The organism is Rathayibacter sp. AY1D9 (genome assembly GCF_002932395.1).
Taxonomy (GTDB): Bacteria; Actinomycetota; Actinomycetes; order Actinomycetales; family Microbacteriaceae; genus Rathayibacter.
Genome location: NZ_PSVQ01000002.1, coordinates 16,423 through 31,392 on the forward strand (window position 1 = coordinate 16,423; position 14,970 = coordinate 31,392).

Here is a 14,970-nt window from a genome sequence, read left to right on the forward strand (position 1 = left end):
CGAGTTGTCCACAGGCGGGCGCCGGACGGGGGGTCAGACGGGGCGGTCGCCCGTGGGGGAGGAGCCGCGGTCGTCGTCGTCCGGCGAGCCGGCGTCGTCGGTCGTGTCCGGAGCGTCTCCGGAGGCGCCGTCGCCCTCGCGCGGCATCGTGCCGTTCAGCAGGTCCTCCAGCGCGCGGTCCATCTCGTCGGGCTCCGGGGTCTCGCCGCGGGCCTCGGCCGTGAGCCGGGCGACGAGCGCGCTCGGGTCGTCCAGGTCCTCCGAGCCGGGGAGCAGGTCGGGGTGCGACCAGAGGGAGTCGCGGGCCTCGGGCCCGACGGCGTCGGTCACGGCCTGCCACATCGCGGCGGCCTCGCGGAGGCGGCGCGGGCGCAGCTCCAGGCCGACGAGGGTCGCGAAGGCGGACTCGGCCGGGCCTCCGGAGGCGCGGCGGCGGCGGACCGTCTCGGCGATCGCCCCGGCGCTGGGCAGGCGGGTGGTCGCCGCCGCGGTGACGACGTCGACCCACCCCTCGATGAGGGCGAGGACGGTCTCGAGGCGGCCGTGCGCGGCGAGCTGCTCCTCCGTCTTCGGCGGGATGAGCGCGCCGGAGGTCATCGCGTCGCGGAGCTCCTCGGGGTTCGACGGGTCGAAGCCCTCAGCCAGCTCCTCGAGGCGGGTGGTGTCGATGCTGATCCCGCGCGCGAAGTCGGTGATCTGCGAGATGAGGGCGAGACGGAGCCACTTGCCGTGCCGGAAGAGGCGGGCGTGCGCGAGCTCGCGGACCGCCAGGTACAGCCGCACCTGGTCCAGCGGGATGTCGAGGCCCTCGCCGAACGCGGCGACGTTCTGCGGCAGGATCGCCGCGTCGTTCTCCTCCAGCAGCGGGATGCCGATGTCGCCGCCCGAGACGACCTCGGCGGCGAGCTGCCCGACGACCTGGCCCAGCTGCAGGGCGAACAGGGTGCCGCCGATCCCGCGCATCATGCCCTCGGCACCGGCGATCATCGCCTGCATCTCCTCCGGGGCCTGCTCGCGGAGCACGCGGGTCAGCGCGTCCGAGATGCTCAGCGCCACCGGCTCGGCGAGCTGGGTCCAGACCGGCATCGTCAGGGAGATCCACTCGAGGCGGCTGATCGAGCGCGGCGTGCGGCTCAGCTCGGAGACGTACGCGACCTCGTCGAGCCAGAGCGCGGCGACGCCGAAGGCCGCGTCGATCGGAGCCCGCACGGAGTCGGACACCGGCGCGGACTCGGCGCGCGCGAGCTGCTTCGCCTGCTCGAGCGAGAGCGTCCAGTTGACGCCGCCGTCGCCGTTCTGCTGCATCGCGCTCTGCAGCTGCGAGAGCAGGTTCTGCAGGGCCACCGGGTCGTTCGGCAGTCCCGCCGCTCCGGCGAGCTGCGAGGGGTCGACCGGGCCGTTCCCCGAGAGGAACTGCCGCAGCATCTCCCGGAACTCGTCCTCGGAGCCGCCGCCCGCTCGGTCCGCACTGTCGCCATCGGCCATCGGGATCAGCCCTCCGTCGCTCACGTGAATCCGGTCGCCGCACCGCCTCCGCGGCCCTGCACAGGGCGCCGGTTCCGGCGCGACTCCCAGTCGTGCAAGCTACGTTAGCCCGAGCGCCCGGGGCCTCGGCGTGCAGAGCACCGCTCGGGCCCAGCCCGCTTCCGCCCGCCGCGAACATCCCGGCGGAGCCGCTCCACCCGTTGCCAGAAAGGCCCCCGTGTCGCTGTTCTCCGACGACCCGCGCCCCTCCTCCTCCCCGCGCCGCCCGTGGGTCGGACCGGTCGTCCTCCTCTCGGGTGTCGCCGTCGTGGTCGGTCTGGGCGTCGCGCCCGCCCCCTACGTGATCGAGCAGCCCGGCCCCGTGTTCGACACCCTGGGCAGCAGCAAGGACGTGCCCCTCATCTCGATCCCGGACCGCACCACCTATCCCACGGCCGGCACGCTCGACATGCTCACCGTGTCGGTCGTCGGCAACCCGCAGAGCCTGCCCACCTGGGTCGAGGTCGCGAGCGCCTGGTTCGACAGGACCAAGGCGGTCGTCCCGGTCGACGCGATCTTCCCTCCCTCCTCCACGGTCGAGGAGCGCGACGAGGCGAACCAGGCCGAGATGACCGACTCCCAGCAGGAGGCGATCGCCGCCGCGCTCACCGAGCTCGGCTACCCCGTCGAGCAGCGCGTCTCGGTCGTGCAGGTGCCCGAGGGCTCCCCGGCCGAGGGCGTCCTGGAGGCGGGGGACGAGATCCTCGCGGTCGCGGGCACCCCGGTCGCCGACGCGACCGCCCTGCGCGCGACCCTGCAGACCCTCGGCACCGGCTCCCCGGTGCAGGTCAGCATCGAGCGCGAGGGCGTCCGGCAGGAGGTGGAGGTCACGCCGCGCGACTCGAACGGCGCCGCCGTCATCGGCGTCCTCCCCGGAGCGGCCTTCGACTTCCCGTTCGAGGTCGACATCCAGCTGGACGACGTGGGCGGGCCGAGCGCGGGCATGATGTTCGCCCTCGGGATCATCGACAAGCTCACCGAGGGCGAGCTCAACGGCGGGCGGAGCGTCGCCGGGACCGGCACGATCGACGCGGCCGGCGAGGTCGGCGCCATCGGCGGGATCCGCCAGAAGCTCTACGGGGCGGAGGGCGCCGGAGCCGAGTACTTCCTCGCCCCCGCGACCAACTGCAACGAGGTCGTCGGCCACGTCCCCGACGGGCTCGACGTGCTCGCGGTCTCGACCCTCGACGACGCCCTCGCCGCCCTGAAGGGCATCGCCGCGGGCGACACCTCCGGGCTGCCGGACTGCAGCACCGCCTCTCCCCTCGACTGATCCCGCCCGCCGACCCCGGGTCGACGCCCAGGTGAGCCGGACAGCCGTCGCATAGCATGGGTGGCCTCCCCTCACATCTCGACAGCAAGAGGCCCTCACGTGAGTTCCACAGCAACCGAAACCCCGCCGCGGAAGAGACGGAGCGTCCTCGCCGTCACTGTCGTGGTGGTGGCCGTCCTGGTGGTGGCGTTCTTCGTCTTCGCCGGTCTGTACACCGACATCCTCTGGTACGACCAGCTCGGCTTCCTCTCCGTGCTCACGACGCAGTGGGCGGCGGCGGGCGGTCTCTTCGTCATCGGCTTCGTCGCCATGGCGGTGCCGGTGTTCATCAGCCTGATGCTGGCTTACCGCCTCCGGCCGGTCTACGCGAAGCTCAACTCGCAGATCGACCGCTACCAGCAGGTCGTGGAGCCGCTGCGGCGCCTGGCCACCTTCGGGATCCCAGCGGTGCTCGGCCTCTTCGCCGGCGTCTCCTCCGCCACCCGCTGGCAGACGAGCCTCACCTTCTGGAACCGCACGCCCTCGGGCACCACGGATCCGCAGTTCGGCCTCGACACGTCGTTCTACCTCTTCGAGCTGCCCTTCTACCAGAGCATCGTCGGCTTCGCGTCGGCGGTCCTGCTGATCTCGGCGTTCGCGACCCTCGCCACCGGCTACCTCTACGGAGCGATCCGGGTGAACGGCCGCGAGATCCGCATCTCGAAGGCCTCGCGCATCCAGCTGGCGGTCATCGCCGCCCTCTACCTCGCCGTGCAGGCGGTCAGCCTCTGGCTCGACCAGTACGCGACGCTCGCGCAGCAGGGGCCCCGCATCACCGGCGCCACCTACTCCACCGTCAACGCGACGATCCCGGGCCTGCAGATCCTGGCCGGCATCGCGGCGCTGGTCGCGATCCTCTTCGTCGTCACCGCCTTCATCGGCCGCTGGCGCTTCCCGGTCATCGGCACCGCGCTGCTGATCGTGTCGAGCCTGCTCGTCGGCTCCCTCTACCCGTGGATCGTGCAGAAGTTCCAGGTCGAGCCCAACGAGCGCACGCTCGAGCAGCCCTTCATCCAGAACAACATCGACATGACGCGCCAGGCCTACGGCGTCAGCGACGTCGACGTCATCCCCTACGACGCGACCACCGACGCGGAGCCGGGCGCCCTGCGCTCGGACGCCGAGACCACCGCGAACATCCGCATCCTCGACCCCGCCGTCGTCACCGACGCGTTCTCGCAGCTGCAGCAGTTCCGCCAGTACTACAAGTTCGGCGACACGCAGAACGCGCTCGACGTCGACCGCTACTCCATCGACGGATCGACGCAGGACGCCGTGGTCGGCGTCCGCGAGCTGAACCTCAACGGCCTCGGCACCAACCAGACCTGGTACAACCAGACGCTGGTCTACACCCACGGCTACGGCCTGGTCGCCGCGTACGGCAACCAGCGCTCGGCCGACGGAGAGCCGGTGTTCATCGAGTCCGGTGTCCCGACGACGGGCGACCTCGGCGACTACGAGCCGCGGATCTACTTCGGCGAGAACTCCCCGCCGTACTCGATCGTGGGCGGCAACGACTCGCGCGACATCGAGCTCGACTACCCCTCGGGCACCGACGGCGCGCAGCAGACCTACACGACCTTCGACGGCGAGGGCGGCCCCGCTCTCGACAACGTCTTCAAGAAGCTCGTCTACGCGATCAAGTTCCAGTCCGAGCAGATCTTCCTGTCGGACGGCGTGAACGACGACTCGCAGATCCTCTACGACCGCGATCCCGTGCAGCGCGTCCAGAAGGTCGCGCCGTACCTCAAGCTCGACTCCGACGCCTACCCGACCGTCGTCGACGGCCGCGTGAAGTGGGTCGTCGACGGGTACACCACCTCGGCCGACTACCCGTACTCGGAGGTGCAGAGCCTCTCGCAGGCGATCGCCGACACGAACACGCAGCAGCAGTTCCCGACCGACGACGTCAACTACATCCGCAACTCGGTGAAGGCGACCGTCGACGCGTACGACGGCAGCGTCACGCTCTACGCGTGGGACACCGAGGACCCGATCCTGCAGACCTGGCAGAAGATCTTCCCGACCACGGTGAAGCCCGTGAGCGACATGTCGGGTGAGCTGCTCAGCCATGTCCGGTACCCGGAGGACCTCTTCAAGGTCCAGCGCGCGGTCCTCGGCACCTACCACGTCACCGACGCGGGCTCCTTCTACTCCCGCGAGGACGCCTGGGCGACGCCGAACGACCCGACGAGCGGAGCCGCGACCACGGCCGCCGCGACCGGCACCAGCCTGCAGCCTCCGTACTACCTGACGCTGCAGACGCCGGATCAGGACGTGCCGTCGTACTCGCTCTACTCGACGTACATCCCGGCGAGCGTCCAGGGCGCGCAGGCCAGCCGCAACGTGCTGACCGGCTACCTCGTGGCCGACTCCGACGCCGGCTCGACGGCGGGCTCCGTGGCCGACGGCTACGGCACGCTCCGCCTGCTCGAGCTGCCGAAGGACGACACTGTGCCCGGCCCCGGCCAGGTGCAGAACGCGTTCACCACCGACCCGACGGTCGCGAACGAGCTGAACATCCTCTCCCGCGGCGACACCACCGTCACGAGGGGCAACCTGCTCACGCTGCCGGTCGGCGGCGGCCTGCTCTACGTCCAGCCGATCTACGTGCGCTCCAACGGAGACACGAGCTTCCCGCTCCTGCAGAAGGTGCTGGTCGCGTTCGGTGACGACATCGCCTTCGAGGACACCCTCGACGCGGCCCTCGACAGCCTCTTCGGCGGCGACTCGGGAGCCGACGCGGGCGACACCGGCACGCCGACGACTCCGGACGCCGGCACCGGCACCTCGGGCGGCACGACCGGCGGCACCGGCTCCACGCCGGCCACGGGCGACCAGACGGCGCTGCAGCAGGCGCTGAACGACGCGCGGGACGCACTCACGGCTCGCGAGAACGCCCTCAAGGCGGGCGACCTCACCGCCTTCGCGGCGGCGGACGAGCAGCTGACCGAGGCGCTCTCGCGGGCGCTGCAGGCCGAGGGCGGCCAGTAGCCCGCATGGTGCAGGTCGACCGCGGCGAGCACCTCCGCTCGGGGGAGTGGCTCGAGCTGAACCGCACGTACTGGGAGGAGCGCACCGGCGAGGGTGCGCTCCACCCGGAGCTCGTCACCGCGGCGCTCCTCGACCCCGGGCCGAGGATCCTCCAGCTCGGCTCGGGCGACGGGCTCGACGCGCTCGAGCTCGCCGAGTGCGGCGCCCGCGTGGTGGGTGTCGACTTCTCGATGCCCGCGGTGCGCCGAGCACGCGCCGCCGCCGCGGACAGGGACCTCGCCGGCTCCGCCCGCTTCGTCTGCGCGAACCTCTACGAGCTGCGGCACATGCTGCCGGAGCCCGACTCGTTCGACGTCGTGCTCTGCAGCGCCGGCGTCGTCTCGTGGCTCCCCGACCTGGAGGAGTGGGCGCGGCTGGTGGAGTGGTTCGTCGCCCCCGGCGGAGCGGTGCTCGTCGCCCCGTCGTCGTCCGCTCCCGTCGGCGCCGACGTCCGCACCTGGTCGCGCACCTCGTCCGAGCTCGCAGCCGCCCTGACGGCGGTCGGGCTGAGCGTGGACGGGAGCGCCGTGCTGCGCGCCGCCAAGCCCGCCTGAGACCGGAGCCCACTCCCACCGCCGCGTCGATTTGCACCGGCGCCGGAACGCGTGTAATGTCTCTTCTTGTGCCGCGGGGTGGAGCAGTTCGGTAGCTCGCTGGGCTCATAACCCAGAGGTCGTAGGTTCAAATCCTGCCCCCGCAACAAGAAAGCGAAAGCCGGTCCTGAGAGGGGCCGGCTTTCGTCGTTAACACGGGTCGCGGACGTGCTTCCCGCGGCTGACAGTGCGCGGGCCGAGACCTCAGTCGCCCTCGATCACGCTCAGCACGTTGCCCGCCGGATCGCGGAACCAGCAGATCGTCGGCCCGTGGCCGCGCATCACTCCGCCCTCATCGGTCGGCAGCGACGGGTCGTCGTAGATCGCCGTGGTGACGCCTGCCGCGTGCAGCTCGGCGACCGCCGCGTCGACGTCCTCCACCGAGAAGTTCAGGATCGTGAACGACGCCGGCTCGTGGTCCGGCTTCGGGTACGCGATCGCGCGGCCTCCGCCCGGCAGCCGGATGTCGAGGATCCCCATCGCGTTCAGCGCGACCTCGAGCCCGAGCACTCCGCCGTAGAAGGCCCGCGCCGCTTCCACGTCGTCCACGCTGAAGCCGCTGAAGGCCCTCTCGCTCCGGATCATCGCCGTCCTCCGTCCCGCGGCCGCACCGTCGCGCCCGCTCCGCTCCGGACGCTACTCCGGTCGCCCGTCCGCGTCACCGTCGGATCCGCCCGGCGCCGCCGCCGACTTCGTGCCGGGCTCGCGCGACCCGCATCCGCGGACCGGCCTCCCGACGCTCCGCGCCGACGCGTGTGCCGGACCGGCCCGCACGTTAGGCTCGACCCCGATGCGAGGGGTGCTGCTGTGAGGGACGAACGCCGAGACGACGGCTCGAACGAGGGGCTCGGCGGCCGCCCGACCCGGCGGAGCCTGCGGCAGGCGCCGCACGCGCTGCCCGCGGCACGCGTCGCCACTCCGGTCCTCACGCCCGTCCGCCCCGTGCGGCGCCGCCGGGGCCGTGTCTTCCGCGCGACCGTCAGCACGGTCGCCCTCGCCGCCATCGCGGGCCTCGTGGCGGTCTCCGCGCTCCCCGCCTACTCCTTCGACCCGGCACCCGATTCGCAGGCCGCCGTCGAGGCCGCCGCCCGCGTGCAGGCGCTCGGCAACCAGAAGCTCACCGTCGCGCCGACCGCTGTCCAGGAGCAGGTCATCCGCGACTCCTTCACCGCACCGACCCAGGCCCAGCTCGACGAGGCGGCCGCCCAGGCGCGCGCGCTCGCCGCCGCCGAGCAGGCCGCCCGCGACGCCGAGACCGCCCGCCTCGCCCAGGAGGCGCAGGCCGCGGCAGGCACGACCGGCGCGGACGGCGCGGCCGCGGGCAGCGGCGGCACCAGCACCTCGGTCACGCCCCGCGAGGAGGGCGACGACTACCCCTGGCGCGACCAGCTCACCGACGACCAGGGCGGCGGCCTCTCGCCGCTGCGGTACTACTACCGCGAGTGCGTCGACTTCGTCGCCTGGCGGATCAACCGCGACCAGGGCTCGACGAGCGCACCCTTCAAGTGGACCTGGGGCAACATGACCCCGGGCGGAGGCAGCGCCTACGCGTGGGCCGGCCAGTGGGCCTCACACGGCTGGGTGACCAGCAGCACGCCCGTCCCCGGCGCGGTCGCCTGGTTCACCGGCAACCACGTCGCCTACGTGCAGGCCGTCAACTCCGACGGCACGGTCTCGCTCGAGGAGTACAACTGGGGCAACGACCACGCGTACCACAAGCGCACCATCCCGGCCTCCCAGGTCGCCCTTTTCCTCTACCCGCCGAGCTGATGACCGGCGCCGTCGGCATGGCCGTGGCGCAGTTCGCCCCCTCGACGGACCGGGAGGCGAACATCGCGACGATCGGGCGCCTGGCCCGGATCGCCGCCGAGCGCGGCGCGAGCATGGTGGTGCTGCCGGAGTACAGCTCCGCCTTCACCGATCCGCTCGGGCCCGAGCTGGTCGCGGCGGGCGAGGCGCTCGGCGGCCCGTTCGTCACGGCTCTCGCGGCCCTCGCGCGCGAGCTCCGGATCCACCTCGTGGCGGGCATGGTCGAGGCGGTGGACGGGCGCCGCATCGCGAACACGCTCGTCGCGCTCGACCCCGAGGGCGCGCTCGTGGCCCGCTACCGCAAGCTGCACCTGTACGACGCCTTCGGCCAGACCGAGTCGGAGTGGGTCGCCGCGGGGGAGATCGCCGCACCCGAGACGTTCGAGGTCGGCGGCCTCGTCGTCGGGCTGCAGACCTGCTACGACCTGCGCTTCCCGGAGGTCAGCCGCTGGCTGGTCGACGCCGGGGTCGACGTCATCGCGGCACCGGCCGAGTGGGTGCGCGGCCCGCTCAAGGAGCCGCACTGGCGGACGCTGGTCACCGCCCGCGCGCTCGAGAACACGGTGTACCTCGTCGCAGCCGACCAGACCCCGCCGATCGGGGTCGGCACGAGCATGATCGTCGATCCGATGGGCGTCGAGACCGTCACCCTCGGCGAGGTCGAGGATGTCGCCGTCGCCTGGGTCTCGCGCGAGCGGATCGACGCGGCGCGCGCGAAGAACCCCGCTCTGGCGCTGCGGCGCTTCCGGGTGCTGCCGCTCTGACCGCCGCCCCCGGCCCGACGGCGCCGGGCATCCGACCGAATCCGCTGAGGCCGGCTCCTCAGCGCGCCATGCGGGCGAGGCCCGCGACCGCGGACTCCAGCACCTCGAACCGCTTGCAGAAGGCGAAGCGGACGAGCGAGCGGTAGGGAGCGGCGTCCTCGGGGCGGCAGAACGCCGACACGGGCACCGCCACCACTCCCGCGAGATCCGGGAGCGCCCGGCAGAGCGCGACCCCGTCGTCGTAGCCGAGCGGTGCGGCGTCCGCGACGACGAAGTAGCCGCCCGAGGAGGGCGCGACGCCGAAGCCCGCAGCAGCCAGGCCCGCCGACAGCAGGTCCTTCTTGGCCGCAAGAGTCTGCGCCGCGCCGGTGAAGAAGGCGTCCGGGAGCCCGAGCCCGAGGGCGACGGCCCCCTGGAACGGCGAGCCGCTGACGTAGGTGAGGAACTGCTTCACGGCGAGGACGGCCGTGATCAGCTCGCGCGGGCCCGTCACCCAGCCGATCTTCCAGCCCGTGGTGCTGAAGGTCTTGCCCGCCGAGGAGACGGACAGCGTCCGCTCGAAGGCTCCGGGAAGGGAGGCCAGCGGGACGTGCGGGGTGTCGAAGCGCAGGTGCTCGTAGACCTCGTCCGTCAGGATCACGGCGTCGTGCCGCTCGGCGAGCCGCACGATCAACTGGCGGGTCTCGGCCGGGAGGACGGCACCGGTCGGGTTGTGCGGGTCGTTCACCAGGATGACGCGCGTGCGGTCGCTCACTGCGGCGGTCAGCTCGTCGTGGTCGACCGTGAAGGAGGGGCCGCGCAGGAGCACGGTGCGATGCACCCCTCCGGCGAGGGCGATCAGGGCTCCGTAGGCGTCGTAGTGGGGAGTGAAGGTGACGACCTCGTCGCCCGGCTCGAGCAGGGCCAGCAGAGCCGCGGCCAGGGCCTCGGTGGCGCCCGTGGTGACGAGGACCTCGCCGTCGGGGTCGAGGGAGATCCCGGAGAAGCGCAGCCGGTGCGCGGCGATCGCCTCGCGCAGGACGGGGAAGCCGGGACCCGGCGGGTACTGGTTGAGCCCGGACGCGATGGCGTCGCGCGCGGCGTCGAGGATCTCGCGCGGGCCGTCCTCGTCCGGGAAGCCCTGGCCGAGGTTCACCGCTCCGGTGCGCAGGGCGAGCGCGCTCATCTCGCTGAAGACGGTGGCGGCGACCTCGCCACCGGGGCCGAGGAGGCCGGCGCCCGCCGCGGCGCGGGACCAGGATCCGGGAATGCTCACGTGCCCAGTGTGCCCGCTCGAGCAGTCCGGCCGGTTTCATTTCCCGCTCGCAGGCCCGTCATAAGAAACCCCCAGGTACGATCGCCAAGCTATCCCCGCTTGGAAGGAGCAGCACCCATGACCGAGAGTCACGAGGGTCCTCGTCAGCCGGAGGAACCCACCACGCCGACGGAGTCCGGCGCCCGAGAGGCGACCGAGCGCACCCCCGGCGAGAGCTCCGGAGCGTCGTCCTCGACCACCGGGCCCACCGAGCCGATCCACCGGGGCGGAGCGCACCGCGAGAGCGAGAACCCGACCGTCCCCTACCCCTCCTCCTCGGCCCCCCAGCCGCCGTACACGCCGAACGCGACGGCCGGCAACGAGGCGCAGCCCGTCTCCCAGCCCGCCCGCTACGGGCAGTACGCGCCGCCCGCCGCGAACACCCTGCACGGCTCCGAGGAGCCGCCCTCCTCGAGCCCCTTCGGCCCGGGCGCCGAGTACACCCCCGCCCCCACCGCCACGAAGCGCCGAGCCGGAGTGGGCGTCGTCGCGGCGCTCGCCATCGGCGCGGTCGTGGGCGGAGTCGCGGGAGCCGGCGTGTTCGGCCTCTGGTCCGCCTCCAACGGCGGCGGGACCCGCGTGGTCTCCGCCGGCGGCTCGCAGACGATCACGGTCAACAACGCCGAGGACGCGACGACCGCCACCGCGGTCGCCGCCAAGGCCACTCCGAGCGTCGTCACCATCGCGGTGAGCGGCAGCTCGTCCGCCGGCACCGGCTCCGGCATCGTGCTCTCGAAGGACGGCTACGTCCTGACCAACACCCACGTGGTCACCCTCGACGGCGAGATCGCGAACGGCGCCGTCTCGGTCACGACCAGCGACGGCCGGATCTTCGACGCGACCGTCGTCGGCACCGACCCGACCCTCGACCTCGCCGTCATCAAGCTGACCGGCGCGACCGACCTCAGCCCGATGACGTTCGCGGACTCCACCAAGATCAACGTCGGCGACACGGCGGTCGCCATCGGCGCCCCGCTCGGCCTCTCCGGCACCGTGACCGACGGCATCGTCAGCGCGCTCAACCGCAGCATCCAGGTCGCCTCCTCGGCGGCTCCGGACGACTCGGGCGACAGCTCGAGCGGCGGCACCGAGAGCCCGTTCAACTTCGACATCCCGGGCCAGCAGGCGCCGACCCAGGCGAAGAGCACCATCTCGCTGCCCGTCATCCAGACCGACGCGGCGATCAACCCGGGCAACTCCGGCGGCGCGCTGCTCGACAGCGACGGCGAGCTGATCGGCGTGAACGTCGCGATCGCGAGCGCCGGCCAGTCCTCCTCGAGCGGCCAGTCCGGCAACATCGGAGTCGGATTCGCGATCCCCAGCGCGATCGCCGAGCGCATCGCGAAGGAGATCATCGCGAACGGCTCCGCCTCGCACGGCCTGCTCGGCGCGAGCGTCTCCGACTCGACCGCGGACGTCCTCGGCGCCCGCATCGAGGAGGTCTCCGGAGGCGGTGCCGCGCAGGCGGCCGGTCTCGCCAAGGGCGACATCATCACCGCGATCGACAGCACTCCGATCACGAGCGCGTCCGACCTCACCGCGCAGGTCCGCGCGCAGGCCGCGAACGCCGCGGTCGAGCTGACCTACGTCCGCAACGGCCAGAGCTACCAGGCGAAGGCGACGCTCGGCCAGATGGCCGCCGGCTGACCCTCCGCCGCCGCGCACAGCCCCTCGAGGATCCGTCCCCGGGGGGCTGTGCTCCGCCGCCGCGTAGAGCCCCTCGAGGATCCGTCCCCGGGGGGCTGTTCCGCGTCCGGGCCCGGCCCGGGGCGCGGCGCTCCCCGCTGGTAGGGTGGTGGATCCCTGCGCCCGCGCTCCTCCCGCACGAACTGGACCCATGCAGCACGAGATCCCGGAAGACGACCTCTCCGACCTGCCCGGCGTCTCCTACGTCATGCCCGTCCTCAACGAGGTCGCCCACGTGCGCGCCGCGGTCGACTCGCTGCTGCACCAGGACTACACCGGCCCCTTCGACGTCGTCCTCGCCGTCGCCCCGAGCATCGACGGCACGGAGGAGCTCGTCGCCGAGCTGAGCGCGGCCGATCCGCGGATCCGGGTCGTGCCGAACGAGGTCGGCTCCACTCCTGCGGGCCTCAACGCCGCGATCCGCGCCTCGCGCCACCCGGTCGTCGTCCGGGTCGACGCGCACTCCGTCCTGCCGCCCGAGTACGCGCGCACGGCGGTCGAGGCGCTGCAGCGCTCCGGAGCGGCGAACGTCGGCGGAGTGATGGCGGCGGAGGGCCTCACCCCGTTCCAGCGCGCGGTCGCCCGGGCGTACGGCTCCCGCATCGGCCTGGGCGGCACGCCCCACCACGTGGGAGGCGAGGAGGGCCCGGCCGACACGGTGTACCTCGGCGTCTTCCGCCGCTCCGCCCTCGAGCGCGCCGGCCTGTTCGACGAGCGCTTCAAGCGCGGGCAGGACTGGGAGCTGAACCGGCGGCTGCGCGAGCGCGGCGAGGTCGTCTGGTTCACTCCGCGCCTCACCGTCACCTACCGGCCGCGGCCCTCGATGCGCGCGCTGCTCCGGCAGTTCCTCTCGACCGGGATGTGGCGCGGCGAGCTCACCCGGATGTTCCCGGCCTCGCGGTCGCTGCGCTACTTCGCTCCGCCCGTGCTCGTCGCCATGCTCGCCATCGGGCTGCTCGTCGGGCTGGCGGGAGTCGTCCAGGCGCTCGCCGGAGCCGCGCCCTGGCTCCTGCTCGGGTTCGCGGTGCCCGCCGCCTACCTCCTCCTGGTGGCGGCGGCCACTCTCGTGGTCGCGCGGCCGGACGGCGCGCGTGCGATGCTGTGGTTCGCCGTGGTCATCCCGGCGGTCCACGTGGCCTGGGGGACCGGCTTCGTGCTCGGCTTCGCCGGGCTGACCAGCAACATCTCCGCCCACCGCCACCAGCCGCGGTCCGACTCGCCGAGGGGCGCATGACCACGACGACGAGACCCCGCTCCATCGCCGAGCTGCGCGCCGTCGCGCAGCCCCCGGAGGTGCGCGGGCGCCGCAACGCCGAGCACTGGACGGCGTCGCTCTACCTGCGCCGCTTCTCGCCCTACCTGACCTGGCTGCTGCTGAAGACCTCGATCTCGGCGAACGGCGTCACCGGGCTGATGATCCTGGTCGGCTGGAGCGCGGCGGCAGCCCTCCTGATCCCGGGGATCGCCGGAGCGGCGCTGGCGCTGCTCCTCGGCCAGCTGCAGATGCTGGTGGACTGCTGCGACGGCGAGGTCGCGCGCTGGCGCCGCACGTCCTCGCCCGCGGGCGTGTTCCTCGACAAGGTCGGGCACTACACGACCGAGGCGCTGATCCCGATCGCGCTCGGGCTGCGAGCGGCGGGCGTCCCGTTCGAGGCGCCGGCGGACTTCCTCTGGACCACGATCGGCTTCGCCCTGGCCCTGGTGATCGTCCTCAACAAGGCGCTCAACGACATGGTGCACGTGGCGCGCGCGAACGCCGGTCTCACGAAGCTGGCCGACACGAAGGGCGAGGCGGTGCCGTCCTCGTCCGGGCTGGCGGGGCTTCGCCGCGCGGCCCGCTTCCTGCCCTTCCACCGCCTCTACCACTCCGTCGAGCTGACGATGCTGGCCTTCGCGACCGCCCTCGTGGGCCTCGTCGTCGGAGCGGGCACGGCCGACCGGGTCCTCGTCGGGGCGCTGCTGCCGCTCGCCCTCCTCGCCCTGGTCGGCCACTTCGTCGCGATCATGGCGTCCAAGCGTGTCCGCTCCTGAGCCGCGGGTCGGCGTCGTCGTCCTGACGCAGGGGACCCGGCCCGACGACCTCGCCGCGGGGCTGGCCGGCGTCCTCGCGCAGGAGGGCGTCGAGCTGGACGTCGTCTGCGTCGGCAACGGCTGGGAGCCCGACGGCCTGCCCGAGGGAGTGCGCGCCCTGGCGCTGCCCGAGAACCTCGGCATCCCCGCGGGCCGGAACGCCGGAGTCGACGCCGTCGCGGGGGAGTACCTCTTCTTCCTCGACGACGACGCCCGGATCCCGTCTCCCCGCTTCCTCGTCGACGCGATCGCGCTGCTCGCCTCGAACCGCCGCATCGGCCTGGTGCAGCCCCGCGTCGACAGCACGGACGGCACGCCGAGCCCGCGGCGCTGGATCCCGCGGATCCTCAAGGGCGACCCCCGCCGCTCCGGCCCCGTCTTCTCGGTCTGGGAGGGAGCGGTCGTGCTGCGGCGCGACGTGTTCGCCCGGACGGGCGGCTGGGCGGGTCCGTTCTTCTACGCCCACGAGGGCATCGAGCTGGCCTGGCGGGTCTGGGACACGGGTCGCACCGCCTGGTACGCGGGAGAGCTCGTCGCCCAGCACCCGGTCATCCAGCCGACCCGGCACGCCGACTACTACCGGCTGAACGCGCGCAACCGCGTCTGGCTCGCCCGCCGCAACCTCGCCGCACCTCTGGCGCTCGTCTACGTGGGGTCCTGGACCGCGATCCAGTGCCTCCGCTGGCGTCGCGACCCGGCCGCCCTGCGCGCCTGGTTCGCCGGCTGGCGGGAGGGATGGCGCTCGGATCCGGCCGGCCGGCGCGTCCTCTCGGCCCGCACGGTGCTCCGGATGGCGTTCGCCGGGCGTCCGCCGATCGTCTAGCATCGGGGAATCCGCCCCCGCCGGGGCCCCCGAAAGGACGACGGTGTTCGATTCGACCCAGC

At 72.9% G+C, this 14,970-nt stretch carries 12 protein-coding genes and 1 tRNA gene; 10 read left to right on the top strand and 3 right to left on the bottom strand.

What is annotated here, in order from left to right:
• Positions 1 to 33: 33 nt before the first annotated feature.
• A complete protein-coding gene (locus tag C5C50_RS01660) occupies positions 34 to 1,485 on the bottom strand; it encodes a zinc-dependent metalloprotease (protein ID WP_104272767.1) in 1,452 nt (483 codons plus the stop codon).
• A 217-nt stretch (positions 1,486 to 1,702) separates the two neighbouring features.
• Here C5C50_RS01660 and C5C50_RS01665 point away from each other — a divergent pair, with 217 nt between their 5' ends.
• From C5C50_RS01665 to C5C50_RS01680, 4 genes are all read left to right on the top strand, one after another.
• On the top strand, positions 1,703 to 2,797 hold the full coding sequence (locus C5C50_RS01665) for a PDZ domain-containing protein (protein WP_104272708.1): 1,095 nt from the start codon (positions 1,703 to 1,705) through the stop codon (positions 2,795 to 2,797).
• A gap of 99 nt (positions 2,798 to 2,896) precedes the next feature.
• The gene (locus C5C50_RS01670; protein ID WP_181074986.1) at positions 2,897 to 5,830 is read left to right on the top strand and encodes a UPF0182 family protein; all 2,934 of its coding nucleotides are present in this window, start codon (positions 2,897 to 2,899) and stop codon (positions 5,828 to 5,830) included.
• A 5-nt stretch (positions 5,831 to 5,835) separates the two neighbouring features.
• Positions 5,836 to 6,423 (top strand): bifunctional 2-polyprenyl-6-hydroxyphenol methylase/3-demethylubiquinol 3-O-methyltransferase UbiG, encoded by a 588-nt coding sequence (locus tag C5C50_RS01675; protein ID WP_104272709.1) that lies wholly within the window; start codon positions 5,836 to 5,838, stop codon positions 6,421 to 6,423.
• Between the two features lie 72 nt (positions 6,424 to 6,495).
• Positions 6,496 to 6,569, top strand: a tRNA-Met gene (locus C5C50_RS01680).
• Between the two features lie 97 nt (positions 6,570 to 6,666).
• Here the strand turns inward: C5C50_RS01680 and C5C50_RS01685 are convergent.
• Positions 6,667 to 7,047 carry a VOC family protein gene (locus C5C50_RS01685; RefSeq protein WP_104272710.1) on the bottom strand — a complete coding sequence of 127 codons (381 nt, stop codon included), beginning with the start codon at positions 7,045 to 7,047 and terminating at the stop codon, positions 6,667 to 6,669.
• A gap of 222 nt (positions 7,048 to 7,269) precedes the next feature.
• Between C5C50_RS01685 and C5C50_RS01690 the strand changes: the two genes are divergently transcribed.
• Both C5C50_RS01690 and C5C50_RS01695 read left to right on the top strand, forming a co-directional pair.
• Positions 7,270 to 8,232, top strand: coding sequence for a CHAP domain-containing protein (locus C5C50_RS01690; protein WP_104272711.1), 963 nt, complete (start codon positions 7,270 to 7,272; stop codon positions 8,230 to 8,232).
• Entirely contained in the window at positions 8,232 to 9,035 is an 804-nt protein-coding gene (locus tag C5C50_RS01695) for a carbon-nitrogen hydrolase family protein (protein WP_104272712.1), read from the top strand. The genes C5C50_RS01690 and C5C50_RS01695 overlap by 1 nt, the downstream gene beginning before the upstream one ends.
• Before the next feature lie 58 nt (positions 9,036 to 9,093).
• On the opposite strand, the gene C5C50_RS01700 is transcribed toward C5C50_RS01695, so the two are convergent.
• On the bottom strand, positions 9,094 to 10,290 hold the full coding sequence (locus tag C5C50_RS01700; RefSeq protein ID WP_104272713.1) for an aminotransferase class I/II-fold pyridoxal phosphate-dependent enzyme: 1,197 nt from the start codon (positions 10,288 to 10,290) through the stop codon (positions 9,094 to 9,096).
• 117 nt (positions 10,291 to 10,407) lie between these two features.
• On the opposite strand from C5C50_RS01700, the gene C5C50_RS01705 reads away from it, so the two are divergent.
• The 4 genes from C5C50_RS01705 (at position 10,408) to C5C50_RS01720 (ending at position 14,908) form a co-directional block, all read left to right on the top strand.
• Positions 10,408 to 11,976 carry a S1C family serine protease gene (locus C5C50_RS01705; RefSeq protein WP_104272714.1) on the top strand — a complete coding sequence of 523 codons (1,569 nt, stop codon included), beginning with the start codon at positions 10,408 to 10,410 and terminating at the stop codon, positions 11,974 to 11,976.
• Positions 11,977 to 12,166: 190 nt separating this feature from the next.
• Positions 12,167 to 13,249 carry a glycosyltransferase family 2 protein gene (locus tag C5C50_RS01710; RefSeq protein WP_181127337.1) on the top strand — a complete coding sequence of 361 codons (1,083 nt, stop codon included), beginning with the start codon at positions 12,167 to 12,169 and terminating at the stop codon, positions 13,247 to 13,249.
• On the top strand, positions 13,246 to 14,046 hold the full coding sequence (locus C5C50_RS01715; RefSeq protein WP_104223579.1) for a CDP-alcohol phosphatidyltransferase family protein: 801 nt from the start codon (positions 13,246 to 13,248) through the stop codon (positions 14,044 to 14,046). Before C5C50_RS01710 ends, C5C50_RS01715 begins: the two co-directional genes overlap by 4 nt.
• Positions 14,033 to 14,908, top strand: coding sequence for a glycosyltransferase family 2 protein (locus tag C5C50_RS01720; RefSeq protein WP_104272715.1), 876 nt, complete (start codon positions 14,033 to 14,035; stop codon positions 14,906 to 14,908). The genes C5C50_RS01715 and C5C50_RS01720 overlap by 14 nt, the downstream gene beginning before the upstream one ends.
• The last annotated feature ends 62 nt before the right edge of the window (positions 14,909 to 14,970 follow it).